Origin of the sequence: Paenibacillus sp. GbtcB18 (genome assembly GCF_019091125.1) — a bacterium.
GTDB lineage: Bacteria > Bacillota > Bacilli > Paenibacillales > NBRC-103111 > Paenibacillus_F > Paenibacillus_F chitinolyticus.
The window spans coordinates 57,279-76,720 of sequence record NZ_JAGXJX010000004.1 but is presented as its reverse complement, the minus strand read 5'-3'; the positions used below and the strand labels follow the sequence as shown (position 1 = coordinate 76,720).

Here is a 19,442-nt window from a genome sequence, read left to right as displayed (position 1 = left end):
AAGGAGGACCCACCTATGCCGATTCAGGCGGTACTTTTCGATTTCGACGGCACGCTGGCGGATACGCTGCCGCTTTCTTTCGACGCTTTCCGCTGCGTTTTTGAAACGTATGAAAATGAGACGCTGACCAACGAGCAGATCACGGCCAAATTCGGACCCACGGAGGATGACATCATCCGGCGGAATGTGAGCGATGTGTCCAAAGCGGAAGCGGCCATAGTGGATTACTATGTTTTCTATGAAAATCATTTTCATGAAAGAGTGAGCATGCCCCGGGACATTGCCCATATGCTGGAGGATTTAAACGGACAAGGGGTCCGGATGGTCATCATAACGGGCAAGAGTAGAAGATCCCTCGATGTAAGCTTGAACAAACTGGGCATTGAGAAGTATTTCTGCTTCTCTGTATCCGGCGATGAGGTGGAACGGCCGAAACCGGATCCCGAGGGGATTTTTGCGGCGCTGAAGCTGCTTGGGTTGTCCAAGGAAGAAGCGATCTTCGTCGGAGACAGCAGCGCGGATATTACAGCCGGAAAATCGGCCGGATTGATGACGATTGGAGCTCACTGGTTCGAGACCGTTCAAACTGCACGGTTTGATCCGGAGCCGGACCGTGTATTAAAGAGCGCCGGGGATCTGACGGATCTGGTAAGAGAATCGCGTGCTACGATAGAACGCTAAGAACAAAAAGAAGGGACAAATGCAGCATGACATACCAAAACGCATTGGAAGCTTACATAATCGCTACGAACACGCACGACTTCAATGAAGTAAGAAAAATTCTTCACCCGCAGGCGGTCTACTGGTTCACGGACAAGAGCTGCACGACGCCGGATCAGATCCGGGCGTACTTTGAGAACACATGGAACCTTATCCGGGAGGAAGTGTATTCGGTCCGTGACGTGCAGTGGATTGCGGAAGGGCCGCAGTCGGCCGCATGCATCTACACGTACTGCTGGGAAGGCTACCACGAAGGAAAGTTCGTTTCGGGCAGCGGGCGCGGAACGAATGTGTTCGTCAAGGATGCTGCGGGTGAGTGGAAGCTTGTGCACGAGCATCTCAGCGGTGCCGTTCAATAACGGGAGAGACCGAGAGAGAGTTTGTTCGAGGCGAACCTTATAGGACACGTAGTAGGAAATACAATATGAGGAGGCCGACCTGTGGGAAGAAATTTAGCGAATTTGCATATCAAGACGAATAACCTGGAGAAGGCTCTTAAAGCATTAAGAGAGCTTAGCGAAGATTCCCCCGAAGTATTGGGTAAGAAATCGTCCGTTCAAAACCGAGCGGTCTCGGATGCTGAAAAGACGGAGAATGAAGCTCAGGACAACACATTTGTCTTTTATGTAAGCAAAAGCAACGAGAACTGGGTCAGTGTGCTCCACGATTATTTTGTATGGGGTACGGTGAAGAAGGTCGGCAAAGCGTTGTCCCGGCTTATCGAGGAGCCGGTGGTGACGATCGGGTTTATAAATGATGAAATATTCGAGCTGTCGATTTTCGAGAATGGGGATATCGGGGCGGAAAGAATCTTCTGTGGGCCGTGGACGAGAGAGGACTATGAGCTCCAAGAGGAGCGCCTTCATGATGACCGCCTGCGGGAAGTGTTGGATATCCGTAAGGAAGATTTTGACGAATTCATAAAGATTACGAGTCCGGAACAAGCCGTAGATCAACTGTCGGAATTCTTAAGCATGTCTTTATGGAGCGATTCGGAGTGGTTGCCGCACGAAGAAAATCTTAGAATTCGTTTTGAGAAATATGATCTTTCGCCGATAGACTCGTAAAGCTGAACCTTACTATAAGTAACGGCAAGTTTTTTCATCTTTAATGCACATGAAGAGAGCAACATGTAGTGGTAGCCACTCATGTTGCTCTCATCGTTCTAAGATGCAGACATCTGAACGACAGGGATCCAAACTTCCATTTCGTACATGCCATTACCCCGATCGTAAGTCATTTCAAACTCGGGACCGTTTGCGAATTCGTAATTAGAGCTTGGAAACCATTCCCCCCATATACGTCTCCACAATTCATGAATACCGCTCTGTCCGTCAGGGTAGAGACCGGTTGAGAAAATAGCGTAAGTCTGAGGGGGGATTTGAAGCTTTTCAAACCCTCCTGGCAAGTCACTTTGGGGTGAAAAGTAACCGATCATGTAGGAAAATTTCTCGCCTTGGTGGTTATACAATACCGCATGAACCTGTCCAATTTCCCCCAATCCCGCAGCGGCACGAATTTGATCAACGGTTCCATTGGAAACACACTTGGTCCAAAAAGCAGGTATTTCAACAAACGGTTGCTCAAATGGATCTCCAGAGGCATTAATTACAGTCGAAACGCCGAACATTTCAAAAGCCTGTTTTTCCTCGATTCTGTAGTTCATTTCCACATCTCCTCTAATCGAAATATGAAAGGATAACCTAGGATAGGCCTTAAGTGAAACGCCTTTGTCGCGCGCAGATGTTGGCATCACACCCTGCATTTTTTTGAACGCTCTGGAAAATGCCTCGGGTGATTCGTAACCATACTTCAAAGCGGTGTCGATCACCTTTGCTCCGCTTTGTTGTAGTTCAAATGCGGCAAGGGTCAGCCGCCTGCGCCGGATGTATTCTGAAAGCGACACACTGGCTATAAACGAAAACATCCGCTGGAAATGGTAAGTAGAACAACAAGCGATTCTAGCTATTTGATCGTAATCAATTTCTTCAGACAAGTGTATTTCGATATAATCCATTGCGCTATTCATGCGGTCCAGCCAATCCATTCAGGATTCTCCTTTCAAGTTTGATTATAGGGGACGATGGGAAATGGAACCTTGCAATTCTTGCACAGAAATATCATGTTCGATATTGTTTTAATAAAATCCTATATATAGGTCTGTATGTTAAAGGAGATTGTTTTTGGCTGCAAAAACCTTTATATATAGAAGGAGAATTAGAACATATACAGATGTTGTTTGATAAGTCGATTGAAGATGTGTGGCTTAATGGGTACTATATTAGCTTTGAAGGCTTTACATGAAAAATACGGAGCAGAAAACCGGTGGACCATATTCGAAAATAAGTATAAGACCCTCTTCAATAAATATGAAGTGGAGTTTGATAAGCTATAAGCTCAGACATGATCATTGCTAGGCACGGTAAACCAACAAGGTAGGTGGGCACAAATGTATTGGTCCTATGGTTGGATTATGAGTCCGGAACAAGCCGTAGATTAGCCGGCGGACTCGGAAGCATGTCTTTACGGTTACTACACGGTGAAAATTCAAAAATCTTTTATTTTTGTAGGTGAGAGAAACCATGGGTTCAAGGATAATGCACTTAATTATTGGCTATAAAATTGCAAAAAGTCTTTCGATAGAAGATAGAACACTATTTTTACTAGGAAGCATTGCTCCAGATGCCGTATCAACTAAAGACGAATCTCATTTCTTTATAGGAAAACATCAAGACTATTCTAGAAGCGTTGACTATGAAGGATTTCTGCATAAATATAGTTCGCAAGCGGATTGTCATTACATATTGGGATATTATACACATTTAATTGCGGATGAAATATGGATGAAGGGTTTCTATCTTCCTTGGTTGAGAAACAGAATGGAAGCAAATGTAGAACTACATAGCCTATACCATAATGATTTCCGATTGCTTAACGGACAATTACTAGAATACTATGGCTTTAAGGATGAATTGAAAAACATCAGGTATCTCCCAGCCATCTTTGATTTGCAAGAAGTTACGTCCAAAGACGTTGAAAAACTCATTCCTTATGTATTAAGCGATATGGAATACGATAAGGAAATTATGGATGAAAAACTTAATGTATTTACGTTCAGTCAGATAATTGGTTATATTGAAACATCAGTTGAATTGGGGTTATTCAATATAAAACCTATGCTTACTTAGAAATATGGGAGAGTCCATAAATTATGGCAATGCCGTGATTGTGGAAGAAAGTGTGTCACAGTTGCATGAAACAACGGCCAATTACGGCAAAACCCCGGCATCGCCCTCGAACAAAGGGGACGATGCCGGGTTTTAAATTAACGCCCGAATTCCTTGTTGAATATTTTATCCCTGCCCGTGATAACTTCCGGACCTACCGCGTTGATAACCGTTACCAGAATATGCTTCCCGCCCAGAGGCCCGCCGACTCTCGACTCAAATCCGAACGTGCCGCCGGCATGTCCCCAGTAAGATTGCCCGTCGGGTGTTTTTTCTTCATATATGCCCAGTCCGACTTTACCGATAGGGCTGTCTACTGTTGTGAGCATCTGATCCATCATCTCCTGATTAAGGAGCTTTCCGCCTAGAAGGGCGCTGAAAAAGGTGGTCAGATCGTCGATTGTCGAAACCATATCTCCGGCTGCATTTGCCCACGATTGATTCACTTCTGTCATATCATACAAATGACCGGATCTGTCCATGTTGTATCCGCTGGCATGGTCACCGGGAATATGGGGATTGGCCTCAGTAACGAATGTCCCCTTCAGTCCAAGCGGTTCGATGAACCGTTTCCGAATCTGCTCCGCATACGTATCCCCCGTTACCTTCAAAATAATTTGTCCGGCCAGCACGGAATTTGTATTGGAATAGTTCCAGCCCTCTCCCGGTGCAAATACGGGCGGCTTCGCAAGTGACTTGCTTATAAGTTCATCGACGCTGTAGTAGCGGAACGGATTTTGAGGCAGAACGATGTCCCGCATATCCAAGTCTGTGTAGCTCGCAAGCCCGCTGGTATGATTCAATAACTGACGGATCGTAATTTTATTGCCGTCATATCCGTTACCTTGAACGACACCCGGCAGCCATTTTTCAACCGAGTCATCCAGGTTCAATTGCCCCTCTTCGGCCAACTGCAGAACAACCGAAGCGGTGAACGTCTTCGTGATACTTCCGATGCGGAATGAAAAGCCGGGCTGAACCGGGCGGGGGATCTCGTAGCTGGCTGTCCCTTTGGCGTAGGACCAGCGTTCTCCATCTTTTAGTCCTCCTGCCGCTACACTCGGAATTTTCTTGTTGGTCACCACTTGATCCATGACAAGTTTGACTTCATCGCGATGCTTTTTTTTCTTCTCTTCCTCCGTCAGGTCTTGCTTGGTTTCTACCGCGAATTCAGGTGTCAAAATATCGTTTATATAGGTTTCCGCACCGCCCAGCACATTGAAATTGATCGAGATGACATGTTGGCCGTCCGCTGTTCCGCCTGCGAAATTAGTGAATCCCGGAATACCGCCGCCATGTCCCCATACGCTGACGCCATTCGGCAGCTTTGTTTCAATCACGCCAAGTCCGTAATTTCCAAGCGGGCTATCGACCGTGGTCATCATTTCTTTCTGCATCTCCGGCGTCAACAGCTTTCCACTCAATAATGCACGGAAAAACGTCGTCATATCTTCTCCGGTCGAGATCATTTCCCCGGCGGCATTGGTGAACGATGGATTAAGCCAAGTAATATCGACTAATTTGTCTCCGGTGTTCAGGTAGCCCCGGGCATTTTTTTTCGGAATATCTGCGGAGCTGCCGGGCAAAAATGTTTCTTTAAGCTTAAGCGGCTCAATAATTCGTTTCTTGATCTGCTCGGCATATGTATCTCCGGTGACCTTCTGGATAATAAGCCCCATGAGGGCCGTATTCGTGTTTGAATACTGGAAGCCTGTTACCGGCTTCATCGCTAAAGCGCGGGCTATTAGTTGTTCGGCTGTAAAGTTTTGATTCGGATTCGCAAGTAAACTATTCTTGAGCGATTCGTCCAAGTAGTCCGGAATTCCGCTCGTGTGATTCAGTAACTGGCGAATCGTCACTTTATTGCCGTCAAACCCATTGCCCTGTACGACACCCGGCAGCCATTTCTCCACCGTATCATCGAGGCTGATTTTCTTCTCGCCGGCAAGCTGCAAGGCAACCGTGGCGACAAACGTCTTCGTTGTGCTTCCGATCCGGAAAGCGGAATCGGCATCCACCTTATGATTTCTCGCGACATTCGCTTCCCCGGAAGCATACGACCAGCTTGCATCGCCCTTTTTTACGGTAACAATAACGCCGGGAATATTGTCCGTATGGGCAGCTTTGTCGATAGCTTGCTGGGTCGGTGTTGGACCCGCCGCTTGGACACTCCCATAACTGGGGTATATGAGCGCCCCCGCCACTATCGCCGCTAAAGTTACTTTTTGAATCGTGAATAATTTCATCTCGCATCGCTCCCGTTATTTGGAATGGTGTGTTGGTTCGTTTTCACCTTACCCGGAGCGTTGTAAAAACGGATAGCAGCAAAACCGCTCGATTTTTGATGACATCGTATTCAGCCGTGTCACCTATTTCATGTGACAAAATGTCAGATGTTCGATGTGACAGGCTCGTGCAGCCGCATCGATCGTACCGACTTTCCTTTTCTTGACGAATCGGGAAATCATAAGGCATGATAAATTTGAATTATTCTTGGAATGGTTTCCCACAAAAAAACAAAAGCAGGTGCATATAATCTGTGTTGTCCATCATAAAAAAGTGGTTCTGGTACGATTGGATCATTTTTGCGATACGTACATTCTGGCTGGTCATTATCTTAAGCGCCGGATTCATCCACCCGTCATTGATCGTTATGCCGTTCTGGACTGTAGTCATCCTTGCCTTTTTAGTTTATCTTCTTCCACTGATCATCCAATATCGAAAAGAAAGCTGGTATCTTGGAGCCGAAGTCATAACGGCAGGCTGCTTCCATCTGTATTTAGCCTTCGCGGCGCCGGGGTTGCTCTGGACTTTCGTACTGCTCGTCATGATTATCGGCTTAGGCAGCAACCGGAGAACGTACGTGTGGGCGGGCATCCCGGTTGGAATCATTTTTCCTGTCATAAACGGCTGGATAGCCGATCGCTCCCCGTTTGAGTTTATTTTTAGCTGCAGCTTTGGTTTTGCCATCGGCTTCGCGTTTAATGTCTTAATTCAGTCGAACAAGCAGGCCCGAATTATTCAAGAGCAGAAACAATTACTGGAGCAGCATATTACACGGATCGAGGAGCTTACCCTGATGGAGGAGCGCAGCCGGTTGTCACACGAGCTTCATGACACGATCGGCCATACGTTAACCTCGATGATCATCGGTGTAGAATCGTTGAGAGCGTCCGTACCGGATTCGGAGGTGGAGAGAATCGACTCGCTTATCCGTGTCGCGCAGTGCAGTTTGGATGATATTCGTAAGCATTTGCACCAGCTTTCTCCTATTTCGCCGAGCCATTCGTCAGGTGAGTCGCTCCGGCAATTATCCGATGAATTTATGAAATCAACCGGAGTGGCGGTCAGTTTCCGCGTAATTGGCAGTGAAACTCTTCTGATGTAAAAAATAAACTTTTGTTTATATCGCTGTCTGCAGGAGTCTCTTACCAATGCGGTTCGTCACGGTAAAGCGAGCGCGATATCCGTTCAACTGCATGTCGATAGTCGGCAGCTCCGGTTGCAGATCGAAGATAACGGTGTTGGAGCGGAAGACATCCGCTTCGGATTTGGCTTGAACGGTATCAAGGAACGGCTTGATCTGCTTCATGGAACACTGACCGTTCATTCTCAAAAAGAACAAGGAACCGTGATTATATGTAACATTCCTCTGCAGACAGAGCCTGTTCAGGGGATGATCCGCCTGCTGATTGTCGACGACCAGGAGATCGTGGCAAACGGCTTGAAGCAAATTTTTGACCGGCACGCCGATTTTCTTGTCGTCGGCACGGCCGGAGACGGTCATGCGGCATTACAGTGCTGCGAGCAATCCGAGCCGGATATCGTGCTAATGGATATTCGGATGCAGGGCATGAACGGGCTTGAAGCTTTAATTGAAATCAAGCACCGCTGGCCCGCCATGAAAGTTGTGCTCATGACAACGTTTGAGGACTCCATACCGGCAGCGACTGCACTGGAGCACGGGGCAGAGGGCTATATGCTCAAGTCGATTCATCCGCGTGAGATGAAGGAAGCCTTGAAGCTTATCTATAATGGAGGTACATGGATCGATCAATCGATCGCCACGCGATTATTCGAAGAAATGAAGCGTCAACGTGAGCAGTTGGAGAAGTACGGTTCCAGTCAAATGCACTATCCGTATGGGCTTACGAAACGCGAGATGGAGATTTTGCAGCATCTCTCGAACGGGCTGCGCTACAAGTCGATTGCCGCCAAAATGTGTTTATCGGAGGGGACGATCCGCAATTATTGCTCGATTCTCTACTCGAAGCTCGGCGTCGGCAACCGTGAAGAAGCAGTAGGTTTGGCGCAAACAGAGAGTATTTTGGGATAAGCGGCAGGAGGGAAAAGACGTCCCATTACTCCGTCTCTACGAGGCATGAGCAAAGTGCGCTCCAAACGCCCGCCAAAACGGACTCATGATCAAAAAACTCCGGCATTAACGCGCCGGAGCTTTTTTGCATTCAATCAAAGATCCAGATGGCATGAAATGTTGACACACATAGCCGGCAGGCAGTTTGCATAAGGCGTTAAAAAATAGGGTTGACACGACACCGAATGGTGTCCTATAATTCAAAGTGACACCAAATGGTGTCCAATTAGGAGGCAGCCAATTAACAAGATTTGGACCAGCATAAGTTTCACTTAAAACAATGAGGAGGAAACAAAATGAGTACAATCATAGGTGCGGAAACAATCGTCAATGCAGAAACCCGGCACCGCGGAAAAACGATTGCTTATTGGACCGTCACATTGGTGCTCGCGATATCCATTACGTTAAGCGGGATCGGGCAGCTCATGCGATTGGGGGGGAATGTGGACTTAGTGAAAAATATCGGGTTCCCTTTATACGTCACGTACATGCTCGGAACTTGGAAATTACTCGGAGTCATCGCTATCATCATGCCGGGTTTTCCCCGGCTTAAAGAATGGGCTTACGCCGGTATTTTCTTCTTAATGACGGGAGCGGCTTTATCCCATGCGTTTGCCGGCGATTATGGGGATTATGGGTTTAATCTTATCCTTCCGCTTTTCTATGCCGTGCTGAATATCGCTTCGTGGGCGCTGCGTCCGGGGAGCCGGAAAATGCGGTGAAATTATCAGCTGCACCTTCGTGCAACCCATAGATTCCTACTAGTAAACTATTAATTTGGAGAGGCCGCATTCGGAACCCTCTTGTTTTTGAAAACCCAAAGATAAAAGGAGAGATTTAAATGTCATATATCGTTGATTTTAAAAATGTGTCCACGGTTGGTTTAGAGTCCTCACCAGTAGCGGAAGCGCTTGCCGGATTGCGTGCCAATGAAGCCCGTTATTTTATGAACAAATACAAGCATGAATTTACGGTTGTACCCGCCGGCGAAAGTCAGGAGAACCTTGATTATGTGAACCGGATTTTGAAAGAAGAACGTGGTATCGAGTTTGCGGCCAAGCCTTTGGAAACGTCGCGTTTTCAAGTGGAAAATATTCAATTTACCTACGTTTTTTATGAGGACGGACTTGCGCTCAATGTCATGTATACGGTGGATGACCCTAAGAAGCGGGCCGTTGGTTTTAAGCTTTCCGAGGGAATGGAGGTACCGCAGGAGTTGGAAGAGAAGTTTAAGTTCGCCAGGCAGAAGTCCAAACTAGCCGGAACCATTCGGGGATCGTTTTTTGTAATCAAAGGAGACTATTAAACTTAGCCAACATGTAAGTGGAGAAATCGTTGTCCGAACACGACAAGACTTACAGGCTGCTGAGCGAAAACATTTTGGAACGCTTTCCCCGGATTGGAGACGTTGAGCCTGTCTCACCAGTCCGCTCACAGGAAAAGCGGCCGCCTTCATCTCGGGAGGGCGGCCGCTTTTTATATGGGAAGAGGAGGGGCAGGGCCGGCAGGTCCGTTGTGCGGGTTGGGGACTCTTTCCTCCTTTCTGAGATTATCGTATGCGAGATTAATAGAAAGATGGCGGCGGCCGCCCGAATCTATGAAAAAAAGGTTTATCGGTCCGGTGTGAAAAAAGTACTTTTATGTTCGCAATGGTTATGATACACTTAAAACGAACTTAAATGAACATAAACGTACCTTATAGGAGGTTTACCCCATATGGAAATCCGTCACACGACCAACCCTGCTGATTTTAAAACGTTTACAACCGAACGCATGAGAAACGACTTTTTGATCGAAAATCTGTTTCAGGAAGAGCGCATTTCGATGGTTTACACCCATTATGACCGCATGGTCATCGGAGGCGCGGTTCCCGTCAAGGAAACGCTGGAACTTGAAGCGGCCGAGACGCTCAAAACGGAATACTTCCTGGAGCGCCGCGAAGTTGGCTTCCTGAACATCGGCGGAGACGCCGTCATTACGGCGGACGGAGAGAGCTTCGAACTGGGCCGTCTGGATGCGCTGTACGTGGGCAAAGGGATTAAGAAAGTGACGATCGCAAGCAAGGATTCTTCGAATCCGGCCCGCGTTTACTTCTGTTCGGCTCTCGCTCACAAGGAAATCCCGTCGAGAAAAATTTCCATCAAGGAAGCGAATCCGAACCACCTCGGCTCTCTGGAAACATCCAACGAGCGGATTCTGAACCAGTACATTCATGCCGACGGCATCCAGAGCTGCCAGCTCATGATGGGCGTTACCCAGCTCAAAACGGGAAGCGTATGGAATACGATGCCGGCTCATATCCACGACCGCAGAATGGAAGCTTACCTGTACTTCGATTTGAAGGAAGACGCGCGCGTCTTCCATATGATGGGCGAGCCTTCGGAAACGCGTCACCTCGTGGTCTCCAACGAACAAGGCGTCATTTCGCCGAGCTGGTCCATCCATTCCGGAGCGGGAACCAGCAACTATTCGTTCATCTGGGCTATGGCCGGTGAAAATTATACCTTTAAAGATATGGATATGGTACCTATGAACGAGTTAAAGTAGAAGCATGAACCTGTTTGACAGGCAAGGAGGAATTATTCATGCTGGCTGCTGAACGCCATCGTACCATTCTGGAAGAACTGGAAGGCCGGAAAAGCGTCAAAGTTTCCGAGCTTAGCGATAAATTTCAGGTCACGGAAAAGACGATCCGCGAGGATCTCGAGAAGCTGGAGGAGAAGGGGCTTCTGAAGCGGACCCACGGGGGAGCTGTCCCTTTGCCCGACGAAGAGAGCCTGCTGCCGCAGATTCCGAATATCAAGCATGTCCGCGAAAAATCCGCCATCGCCGAATACGCGTTGACGTTCATCGAACCGCACGATATCATTGCACTCGACGCCGGGAGTACGACGCTGGAGATCGCCCGCAAGGTGAAGAACATGCCGCTCACGGTCCTGACCAACGATCTGCTCATAATCCGGGAGCTGACGGCCAAGGACCAGATCCGGCTTGTCGTGCCGGGCGGGTACCGGCATCATAACCTGCTCGTCGGCACCGATCCGGATTGGGTGAAGAAACTCAACGTACACAAGCTGTTTCTGTCCGCGACCGGCATTCATCCGGATTACGGACTGACTATTTTCACGGAGGAGCTGACAAGGCTCAAGCGCGTGTACATGGAATGCGCCAAAACAATTTACTGCGTCGCCGACCACAAGAAGTTCGGCAAAGGGGCCTTGATCACGTTTGCCGGGCTTGACGAGATCGACTACTTGATCACCGACAGCGGCATCGGTTCCGAGACGCTGAGCAAATACGGGGAAGCCGTCAACATTTTGCAGGCTCCCCTCTAATAACCGTTAGGCTAAGGAAGGTGTACGGAATGAATTTATTTGATTTGTCCGGCAAAAAAGCCGTCGTAACCGGGGCGGGCCGCGGCCTGGGCGCCGCTATCGCGATCGGTCTGGCCGAGGCGGGAGCGGACGTGGCGCTGGTGACGAACCGGACGCCGGCGGACGACGTCAAGGCACGGATCGAGAGCCTTGGCCGCCGCGCGGTTACTATCCAGGCGGACGTGTCCGACCGCAGTCTGCTGTCCGGCGTTATCGGCCAGGCCCTCGAAGGCCTGGGCGGACTCGACATCCTGGTCAACAACGCGGGCATCATCCGGCGCACGCCGGCCGCCGAGCATGACTACCAGGACTGGCAGGATGTGCTGGACGTGAACCTGAACTCCGTGTTCACGCTCTGCCAGCTTGCCGGCCGCCATATGATCGCGCAGGGTTCCGGCAAGATCATCAATGTGGCCTCCATGCTGTCGTTCCAAGGAGGCATCAACGTGCCCGGCTACACGTCCAGCAAGCATGCCGTTGCCGGCTTGACCAAAGCTTTGGCGAACGAATGGGCCTCCAAAGGCATTCAAGTCAACGCCATCGCGCCGGGCTACATGAGCACGGACAACACCGAGGCGCTGCGCGACGATCCGGTCCGCAGCAAGCAGATTCTCGAGCGCATTCCGGCGGCACGCTGGGGCACGTCCGAGGATCTGGTCGGACCGGCGGTGCTGCTCGCATCCCGGGCTTCGGATTACATGAACGGACACATTCTGTGCGTCGACGGGGGCTGGATGGTCCGCTAATCCGTCCCGCCCCGCTTTTTCCGCTTCATCGGAACAGGGCTGAACTCCCCTGCATAAAGCCATGCCCTTCCGGGTTACAATGAGAACATCCTTCTCGTTTAACCCGGCAAGGGCTTTTTTGCGTTGGACAAAAAGTTTAATCAATGGGGACGGAAAAGGGGCGGAAAAAGGGACGCATAAAAGACTTATTAAGTTTATAGGAATATGATTGACTAGAAACTCTTTAAGTCCTATAATATTTCGTATGCAAAATATTTGGAGGCGAATAGTAAAGAAAGGAAGGAATCCGTATTGGAGGAACAGGAGCGCATACACCGGATTTTTCAATCCTACCGTGAGGTCAATCAGGCTTTTTTCCAAGTCTTGATGAAGGCGGCCCAACTGTACGGCCTGACGCCGGTCCAACTGCTTACCCTGAAAAATCTGAAGGAACATCCGCTTATCGGATTGGGGGAACTAAGCGAGTATATTCTGCTCGGGACCAGCACGACGAGCGGGATTGTGGACCGTCTGGTCAAAGCGGGCCTCGTTTCCCGGGAGCGTTCGGAGACAGACCGCCGGTCCGTTACGCTCAAGCTGACGGAGCAAGGACTGGAACAATGGAACCTGGTCGAACGGGACCACATGGACCGCTTGTATATTCTCGCTTCGGTATCCGAAGAGGATCAGCGGCAGCTGGAGCGTATCAATACACAAATCATAGAGATTTTACAGAAAGTGAGAGATGAAGAAACCCATGAGTAAAGAAGCACCCCAATTTAAACGGGGGCCCATTGTGGCCTCCCTGCTGATCGGAGCGTTCGTCGCCCTGCTCAGCCAAACCTTCCTCAACGTCGCCCTGCCGGGCATGATGAAGGACCTCAAAGTAAGCGAGAACACCATCCAGTGGCTGTCCAACGGCTATATGCTGGTCAGCGGCGTTCTCGTCCCGATCAGCGCCTTTCTGATCGAACGTTTTACGACGCGGAAGCTGTTTATCGCCGCGGTGGGCTTGTTTACGCTGGGCACGATCATAAGCGGATTGGCCCCCGGGTTCGAGCTGCTGCTGACCGGCCGTCTTGTCCAGGCGGCAGGCGCAGGCGTGCTGATGCCGCTGATGTCGATCGTCTTCCTGACGATCTTCCCTGTGGAAGAGCGCGGCAAAGCGATGGGCATGATGGGTGTCGCCATGATTTTCGCCCCTGCCATCGGTCCTACGCTGTCCGGCTGGATCATGGAGCATTACAGCTGGCGCGCCCTGTTCTACATCATTATCCCGCTTTCCGCTTTTGCCCTGATTTTCGGAGCCGTATCGCTTAAAAACGTGACGCGCACTTCCAAGCCGCGCCTTGACGTTCTTGGCGTTATTCTCTCCACCCTCGGTTTCGGGGGACTGCTCTACGGCTTCAGTGACGCGGGTAAAGACGGATGGGACAGCACGATTGTCGTGACTTGTCTGGCGGTCGGCGCGGTTTCGCTCATCCTGTTCATCTGGCGCGAGCTGGTGACCGAGAAGCCGATTCTGGAATTCCGAGTGTTCAAATTCAACATGTATTCCCTTACGACCGTCATTAACGTCATTGTGACGATGGCCATGTTCTCCGGGATGATTCTTCTCCCGCTCTATCTGCAAAACATCCGCGGATTTACGCCGTTCGAATCCGGACTTCTTCTTCTGCCGGGCGCGATCCTGATGGGGATCATGTCCCCGATTACCGGTATTATTTTCGATAAAGTCGGAGCCCGCTGGCTTTCCGTTGTCGGTCTCTTGATCACGGCCGTGACGACTTACGAATTCAGTAAGCTTACCGTGGATACGACGTACACGACACTCATTCTGATCTACACGATCCGCAGCTTCGGGATGTCGATGCTGATGATGCCGATCCAGACCGCAGGGATGAATCAGCTTCCCCAGCGTTTGAACGCGCACGGGTCGGCCATGTCGCAGACGCTCCGGAACGTGGCCGGCGCCATCGGAACCGCTCTGCTCGTGTCCCTTATGACCAATGCGGCCAAGTCCCATGGAGCGGAGCTCGTTGCCGCGGGCGGCATCAACCCCGCCGATAAGGTCAAAATGGCGGAGATTGCCCAGCAGTCGGCCATCTACGGCATCAACCATTCCTTCGTCGTGGCGACATGGATGACGGTGGCCGCTCTCGTTATGGCCTTCTTTATCCGTAAAGTGAAGCCTCACGTCGAGATCAAGCACGAGAGTGTCGTGATCGAAAACAAAGACGCCGAAGCCGCCACGGTTTCGTCGAAATAAGGTGAAGCGAACGTCGTCCCGAACGCAGCCCCCGCGGCTGCTTCCGGACGATTTTTTTTGCTCCGGAACAGCATGCTCCAGGAAGGAATCCGTCGAGGAGTTGTCGAATTTTGGAACCATGCAAGCTTTGCAGAGAGAGGGGACTTATACAATGAAATGCAGTATTTGCCAATGGGTTAAAATCGTCGATATGAACAACGAAGCTCTGACGGAGCAGCTCTTTGTACACGGGGAGATCGAAGGGGCGGCACTGACGGTGGGCGCTTCGGTCGTTACACATTCGCTCGGCCTCAAGAAATTCGAAGTCGTTTACGACAAGAGAGAGGGCATCGAAACGGCCCGTTTTAAAGTGGTCGACATCGAAGTGGACATGCTCCAGCACCCCTTTACGACTCGTGCCTACCTAGAGCCCCAGGTGCTTATTATCGGCCAGCACGACGTGGGTGAAACGGAGTAATCCGGGAGGCTCCCGGCAGGGCTGAAAAGGCGGCTGAAACCGTATCCCGATTGGATTCTTCGCGGATAATCGGCTATCATGGGGAGAGACGACTTTGCTTACAAAGGAGAATGGAGACATGATGCGTTTATTCATGATGCTGGGAAGCGTCAATATGTTTTTGGCGGTGGCGCTGGGGGCTTTCGGGGCTCATATGCTGAAAACGAAAATCAGTGCGGATATGCTTGCCGTCTACCAGACCGGCGTGCAGTATCATATGATTCATGCGGTCGGTCTTATCGCGATCGGCCTTGCCGCGGATCGTCTGACACAGAACCAACCCCTGGTCAATGCCTCGGGCTGGGCGATCGTGATCGGAATTATTTTATTTTCCGGGAGTCTCTATGTCCTGAGCTTGTCCGGTATTAAAGTGTTAGGGGCCATTACGCCTTTCGGCGGGGTTGCCTTCCTGGCAGGCTGGGTTATGCTGGCGATTGCCGCAATGAAATAAGAGCCGGATGTAACCGGCTCTTTTCTTTTTTGTAAGGGACTTAAATAATAGCAGGAAAATTTACCTAGTGCGTAGAAGTTGTTACCATTTGCACGGTTGTCTGTCGATTCAGGTGTTTGACGGAAGACGTTAATGTCGATTGAGGGCGGATTTGCAGGATGCCCCCTCGTATAAAGCCAACAACCCCAAAATCCTTTTGGTTGAAAGGAATACCGGATGTATAAGACATTCAATCCAGATGAGGATAGTGAATCGGGCTTTATCGCACCCGCTATGATTCCCGTGTTTGCCTATGCGTTCAAAGAGGCCTTGATCGGGATGGCGGTCGTGAATCAGCAGGGTGATATTCTTGAAGTGAACGAAGTGCTCTGCGGGATGCTGGGCTATACGCGCCGGGAGCTTCTCGGGATGAACAAGGACGATATCGTTTGCGCAGCGGTCGGTACGGAGGACTGGATGAGCCGGTGGAAGGAACTGTTCGCGACCAAAAAGCTGCGAATGGAGAAAAGGTTCCGGCATAAAGACGGACACTGGGTCTGGGCGATGCTGGACGTGTCTCTTCTCCCCGGTACGGACGGTTCCTTCGTCTATTATGCGCAGCTGCAGGACTTGACGGGCCGGAAAGCCATGGAAGAAAAGCTGGAGCGGAGCCGTCAGGAGCTTGGGCCCCTTTTTGAGTATAATCCGGATATCGTCTGCATAGTGGATATGAAGGGGCACATTGTCAGCATTAATTCCACGATGAGGCAGGTCACGGGGTATGAGACGGGCGAATTGGCAGGGTATCCCTGCAAGAGCCTCATTTTCCCGGGAGACCTGGTGGCGGCGGCGGAACTTTTCGAGGCTGCGAAAGGCGGCAGAGCCCGGACCGGCGAATTCAATGTCTCGCGCAAGGACGGAAGCTGGATCACCGTGGAGGTCAACACGCTTCCGATTCAGGTAGGCAGCCGCGTGGAAGGGATTTATGCGATAGCCAAAGACGTAACGAGGCGCAGGGAAACGGAAGAGCGGCTGAGAACGTCCGAGAAGCTGTCGGCCGTGGGGCAGCTTGCGGCGGGTGTCGCCCATGAAATCCGGAATCCGCTGACAGCGCTGAAAGGTTTTACCCAGTTTCTGCAGTCCGGGGCGGAAGGGAAGCAGGAATACTACGAAATCATGATGTCCGAGCTTAACCGGATTGATCTCATCCTATCGGAGCTGCTTATGCTAGCCAAGCCCAAAGCGTCCGAATTCGCCTGGTTAAACCCGGAGCTTGTGATCCGGCATGTACTTGCGCTCCTTGAAGCGCAGGCCATTCTCAAGAACGTCCAATTCTTGACGAATGTGGACGGCAGCCTGTCCGGCATGATGGGGGCCGAGAATCAGCTCAAGCAGTTGTTCGTGAATTTATTGAAAAATGCGATCGAGGCCATGCCGGACGGAGGGCTTATCACGATCCGGCTGCAGGAGCAGGCGGACAAGCGGATTTGTTTCGCCATTGCGGATCAGGGAAGCGGAATCCCGCAGGATTTGATCGACAAGATCGGCGTGCCCTTCTATACGACCAAAGACCAGGGCAGCGGACTGGGCATGATGGTCAGCCGCAAAATTGTGGAGGAGCACAAAGGCACCCTTCGGATTGAAAGCGTCATGGGGGAAGGGACGATCGTTTACGTTCGGCTGCCCATAAACAGAGAAAGCGGCGAAATGGAGGAAAAGCGGAAATGATACCGGTTCTCTTAGGCGGGTATGCAGCAGTTATCGTGATCGGAAGTGTGCTGCTGAGAGCCTATGCAGTCTGGATCTGCCTGGGAGCCTCGGCCGTACTGGCGGGGGCGCTGTATACCCTTAACAAGCGAGGCAACCAGGCTGCTTCCGGGCAAGAAGGACTTCCGGCATTGGACAACAAGCCGGCGGATCCGCCAATTGCGGATGAAACCTCCCGATTGCTGGACACTTTATTCGATTACAGCCCGAACGCGATCAGCGTAACGGATGAGCACGGCAAATTAACCCGGGTAAGCCGGACCATGGAACGGCTCCTCGGAGCGACGAACGAGCAGTTGGTCGGCAATTCTTTCGGAGCCTACGTGTCCGACGAGCACAAGGATCCGCTCAAGCAGCGCTATGGAGATCTGCGCACGGGGACGCCTCAGTTGTTCGATATCCCGGTGCTCCACCGGAGCGGATACCGGATCGACTTGTCGGCTACGGGCGTGCCGCTTGAGACGGAGGGGGCGAGCCGGCGGTTCCTGTTTATGTTCCAGGATATCACGGAACGGCGCAGAGCCGACGAGCAGTTCCGGCATATGGCCTATTACGACGATATGACGGGCCTTCCGAACCGGCGGCTGTTCAAGGAACAGCTTACGGAGACGCTGCATCTGGCGGAAAGCCACCATCAGCGGGTAGCGGTCATGTACGTGGACATCGACGGGTTCAAGTTGTTTAACGACTGCTTCGGTTACGACTACGGAGACATGCTGCTGCTTCAGGTGGCGGAACGGTTCACCCGCTGCGTCTCGGATAACGACTTCATCGCCAGAACGGAAGGCGACGAATTCGCCTTCTTCTACACGGGCATTCAGGGGCGGGAACAGGCCCTGCAGCTCGCCTCCAGGCTGCTGTCCGTGCTCGAGGAGCCTTTCATGCTGGAGCAGTACGAGCTGCACGTTACGGCAAGCATAGGCATTTCGCTGCTCTCGCGCGAACGCGAGGATGCGGATACGCTGATGAAGCATGCGAATATGGCCGTCACCCGGGCCAAGGAGAACGGAAAAAGCGACATCCAGATTTTCAACTCCGAAATGAGATCCGTCTCTCTTCAGAAACTCCAATTGGAAAACGACCTGAGACGGGCCATTACAAACAACGAATTCGTGCTGCATTATCAGCCGCAGGTCGAGATCGAAAGCGGTCAAATCGTAGGGATGGAGGCGCTTATCCGCTGGAACCATCCCCAGAAGGGCTTTATTCCGCCGGGTGATTTCATCCCGTTTGCGGAGCAATCGGGACTGATCGTGCCGATCTCGGAGTGGGTGCTGCACGAGGCGTGCCAGCAGAACCAGGCCTGGCAGGATGCCGGCCTTCCGAAAGTTCCGGTATCGGTGAACTTGTCCTCCCGGCAGTTTCTCCAGCACAATCTGAAGGCAAAAGTCGATCAGGTGCTGCAGCATACGGGGCTGGCTCCCCGGTTTCTGGAGCTGGAGATTACCGAGAGCATGACCATGGACGTGGAGCATGCCATCGCTTCGCTTCTGGAGCTGAAGCAGCTCGGTGTCCAGGTGAGCATCGACGATTTCGGCACGGGATACAGCTCCTTGTCGTACTTGAAAAGGTTTCCGGTCGACCGGCTGAAAATCGACCGTTCCTTTGTCCGGGACATCATGGAGGACCCGAGCGACGCCGCTATCGTCGCCACGATTATTTCCATGACGCGGCACTTGAACTTGAAAGTGATCGCCGAGGGCGTGGAGACGGAGGAGCAGCTTTCCTTCCTGCACCGCAATCAGTGCCACGAGGTTCAGGGTTACTGGTTCAGCCCGCCTCTGACGGCGGATAAGATGGGCTCCATGCTGCGCCGGATCACCTGCAGCGCCGGGAGACTCAAGGAAGCCTAGGCGGGCCGAGACGGTGCGGATCAGTCGATAAGGCCGCAGGCATGCGGAAGAAACCGCGAAAGTTAAAGCGGTAAAAGCTTTGGCCTCAGTTTTTAGAAGCATGGCAAGGCAAAAACAAAAGTTCCGGGTGCGCCGGATACGACAATAAGCAAGAGCGATTAGCCGCCCGTAAGACAAAATGAGCAGCAGAGTTCGGAAGATTCAGA

At 51.2% G+C, this 19,442-nt stretch carries 17 protein-coding genes and 1 pseudogene; 16 read left to right on the top strand and 2 right to left on the bottom strand.

Going from position 1 to position 19,442, the window contains the following annotated elements; genetic code table 11:
* Positions 1 to 15: 15 nt before the first annotated feature.
* From KVT34_RS14125 to KVT34_RS14115, 3 genes are all read left to right on the top strand, one after another.
* Complete coding sequence (locus KVT34_RS14125; RefSeq protein ID WP_217559386.1) at positions 16 to 681, top strand: HAD family hydrolase; 666 nt, start codon at positions 16 to 18, stop codon at positions 679 to 681.
* A 26-nt stretch (positions 682 to 707) separates the two neighbouring features.
* Positions 708 to 1,079: a YybH family protein gene (locus KVT34_RS14120; RefSeq protein WP_217559385.1), complete on the top strand. Its 372-nt coding sequence runs from the start codon at positions 708 to 710 to the stop codon at positions 1,077 to 1,079.
* A gap of 81 nt (positions 1,080 to 1,160) precedes the next feature.
* Complete coding sequence (locus KVT34_RS14115) at positions 1,161 to 1,787, top strand: hypothetical protein (protein ID WP_217559383.1); 627 nt, start codon at positions 1,161 to 1,163, stop codon at positions 1,785 to 1,787.
* Positions 1,788 to 1,885: 98 nt separating this feature from the next.
* On the opposite strand, the gene KVT34_RS14110 is transcribed toward KVT34_RS14115, so the two are convergent.
* Positions 1,886 to 2,767: an AraC family transcriptional regulator gene (locus KVT34_RS14110; RefSeq protein WP_217559382.1), complete on the bottom strand. Its 882-nt coding sequence runs from the start codon at positions 2,765 to 2,767 to the stop codon at positions 1,886 to 1,888.
* 535 nt (positions 2,768 to 3,302) lie between these two features.
* Between KVT34_RS14110 and KVT34_RS14105 the strand changes: the two genes are divergently transcribed.
* The gene (locus KVT34_RS14105) at positions 3,303 to 3,908 is read left to right on the top strand and encodes a zinc dependent phospholipase C family protein (RefSeq protein ID WP_217559381.1); all 606 of its coding nucleotides are present in this window, start codon (positions 3,303 to 3,305) and stop codon (positions 3,906 to 3,908) included.
* Between the two features lie 137 nt (positions 3,909 to 4,045).
* Here KVT34_RS14105 and KVT34_RS14100 read toward each other — a convergent pair whose 3' ends face one another.
* Entirely contained in the window at positions 4,046 to 6,193 is a 2,148-nt protein-coding gene (locus KVT34_RS14100; protein WP_217559380.1) for a serine hydrolase domain-containing protein, read from the bottom strand.
* A 293-nt stretch (positions 6,194 to 6,486) separates the two neighbouring features.
* On the opposite strand from KVT34_RS14100, the pseudogene KVT34_RS14095 reads away from it, so the two are divergent.
* The 12 genes and pseudogenes from KVT34_RS14095 (at position 6,487) to KVT34_RS14040 (ending at position 19,236) form a co-directional block, all read left to right on the top strand.
* Positions 6,487 to 8,283: pseudogene (locus KVT34_RS14095) on the top strand (response regulator).
* Between the two features lie 335 nt (positions 8,284 to 8,618).
* Positions 8,619 to 9,044: a DoxX family protein gene (locus KVT34_RS14090; RefSeq protein WP_217559379.1), complete on the top strand. Its 426-nt coding sequence runs from the start codon at positions 8,619 to 8,621 to the stop codon at positions 9,042 to 9,044.
* A 119-nt stretch (positions 9,045 to 9,163) separates the two neighbouring features.
* Positions 9,164 to 9,628: a phage tail protein gene (locus KVT34_RS14085; protein ID WP_217559378.1), complete on the top strand. Its 465-nt coding sequence runs from the start codon at positions 9,164 to 9,166 to the stop codon at positions 9,626 to 9,628.
* Between the two features lie 410 nt (positions 9,629 to 10,038).
* Positions 10,039 to 10,869, top strand: coding sequence for a 5-dehydro-4-deoxy-D-glucuronate isomerase (gene kduI, locus KVT34_RS14080; protein ID WP_217559377.1), 831 nt, complete (start codon positions 10,039 to 10,041; stop codon positions 10,867 to 10,869).
* Between the two features lie 38 nt (positions 10,870 to 10,907).
* Complete coding sequence (locus KVT34_RS14075; RefSeq protein ID WP_042229150.1) at positions 10,908 to 11,657, top strand: DeoR/GlpR family DNA-binding transcription regulator; 750 nt, start codon at positions 10,908 to 10,910, stop codon at positions 11,655 to 11,657.
* 29 nt (positions 11,658 to 11,686) lie between these two features.
* Positions 11,687 to 12,442: a 2-dehydro-3-deoxy-D-gluconate 5-dehydrogenase KduD gene (gene kduD, locus KVT34_RS14070; RefSeq protein ID WP_217559376.1), complete on the top strand. Its 756-nt coding sequence runs from the start codon at positions 11,687 to 11,689 to the stop codon at positions 12,440 to 12,442.
* 291 nt (positions 12,443 to 12,733) lie between these two features.
* On the top strand, positions 12,734 to 13,186 hold the full coding sequence (locus tag KVT34_RS14065; RefSeq protein ID WP_217559374.1) for a MarR family winged helix-turn-helix transcriptional regulator: 453 nt from the start codon (positions 12,734 to 12,736) through the stop codon (positions 13,184 to 13,186).
* Positions 13,179 to 14,690, top strand: coding sequence for a DHA2 family efflux MFS transporter permease subunit (locus tag KVT34_RS14060; protein WP_254634866.1), 1,512 nt, complete (start codon positions 13,179 to 13,181; stop codon positions 14,688 to 14,690). The genes KVT34_RS14065 and KVT34_RS14060 overlap by 8 nt, the downstream gene beginning before the upstream one ends.
* Before the next feature lie 151 nt (positions 14,691 to 14,841).
* Positions 14,842 to 15,147 carry a hypothetical protein gene (locus tag KVT34_RS14055; RefSeq protein WP_217559372.1) on the top strand — a complete coding sequence of 102 codons (306 nt, stop codon included), beginning with the start codon at positions 14,842 to 14,844 and terminating at the stop codon, positions 15,145 to 15,147.
* A 118-nt stretch (positions 15,148 to 15,265) separates the two neighbouring features.
* On the top strand, positions 15,266 to 15,637 hold the full coding sequence (locus KVT34_RS14050; protein ID WP_217559371.1) for a DUF423 domain-containing protein: 372 nt from the start codon (positions 15,266 to 15,268) through the stop codon (positions 15,635 to 15,637).
* Positions 15,638 to 15,853: 216 nt separating this feature from the next.
* Positions 15,854 to 17,344 (top strand): PAS domain-containing sensor histidine kinase, encoded by a 1,491-nt coding sequence (locus KVT34_RS14045; RefSeq protein WP_217559370.1) that lies wholly within the window; start codon positions 15,854 to 15,856, stop codon positions 17,342 to 17,344.
* Positions 17,341 to 19,236 carry a putative bifunctional diguanylate cyclase/phosphodiesterase gene (locus KVT34_RS14040; protein ID WP_217559369.1) on the top strand — a complete coding sequence of 632 codons (1,896 nt, stop codon included), beginning with the start codon at positions 17,341 to 17,343 and terminating at the stop codon, positions 19,234 to 19,236. Before KVT34_RS14045 ends, KVT34_RS14040 begins: the two co-directional genes overlap by 4 nt.
* Positions 19,237 to 19,442 lie beyond the last annotated feature (206 nt).

What these genes read in the sequence shown, in the direction of transcription:
- KVT34_RS14045 (WP_217559370.1), top strand. Translation starts at nt 15,854, where the DNA reads ATGTATAAGACATTCAATCCAGATGAGGATAGTGAATCGGGCTTTATC.
- KVT34_RS14050 (WP_217559371.1), top strand. Translation starts at nt 15,266, where the DNA reads ATGATGCGTTTATTCATGATGCTGGGAAGCGTCAATATGTTTTTGGCG.
- KVT34_RS14055 (WP_217559372.1), top strand. Translation starts at nt 14,842, where the DNA reads ATGAAATGCAGTATTTGCCAATGGGTTAAAATCGTCGATATGAACAAC.
- KVT34_RS14125 (WP_217559386.1), top strand. Translation starts at nt 16, where the DNA reads ATGCCGATTCAGGCGGTACTTTTCGATTTCGACGGCACGCTGGCGGAT.
- kduD (WP_217559376.1), top strand. Translation starts at nt 11,687, where the DNA reads ATGAATTTATTTGATTTGTCCGGCAAAAAAGCCGTCGTAACCGGGGCG.
- KVT34_RS14060 (WP_254634866.1), top strand. Translation starts at nt 13,179, where the DNA reads ATGAGTAAAGAAGCACCCCAATTTAAACGGGGGCCCATTGTGGCCTCC.
- KVT34_RS14040 (WP_217559369.1), top strand. Translation starts at nt 17,341, where the DNA reads ATGATACCGGTTCTCTTAGGCGGGTATGCAGCAGTTATCGTGATCGGA.
- KVT34_RS14100 (WP_217559380.1), bottom strand. Translation starts at nt 6,193, where the DNA reads ATGAAATTATTCACGATTCAAAAAGTAACTTTAGCGGCGATAGTGGCG.
- KVT34_RS14110 (WP_217559382.1), bottom strand. Translation starts at nt 2,767, where the DNA reads ATGGATTGGCTGGACCGCATGAATAGCGCAATGGATTATATCGAAATA.
- KVT34_RS14090 (WP_217559379.1), top strand. Translation starts at nt 8,619, where the DNA reads ATGAGTACAATCATAGGTGCGGAAACAATCGTCAATGCAGAAACCCGG.
- kduI (WP_217559377.1), top strand. Translation starts at nt 10,039, where the DNA reads ATGGAAATCCGTCACACGACCAACCCTGCTGATTTTAAAACGTTTACA.
- KVT34_RS14105 (WP_217559381.1), top strand. Translation starts at nt 3,303, where the DNA reads ATGGGTTCAAGGATAATGCACTTAATTATTGGCTATAAAATTGCAAAA.
- KVT34_RS14120 (WP_217559385.1), top strand. Translation starts at nt 708, where the DNA reads ATGACATACCAAAACGCATTGGAAGCTTACATAATCGCTACGAACACG.
- KVT34_RS14075 (WP_042229150.1), top strand. Translation starts at nt 10,908, where the DNA reads ATGCTGGCTGCTGAACGCCATCGTACCATTCTGGAAGAACTGGAAGGC.
- KVT34_RS14085 (WP_217559378.1), top strand. Translation starts at nt 9,164, where the DNA reads ATGTCATATATCGTTGATTTTAAAAATGTGTCCACGGTTGGTTTAGAG.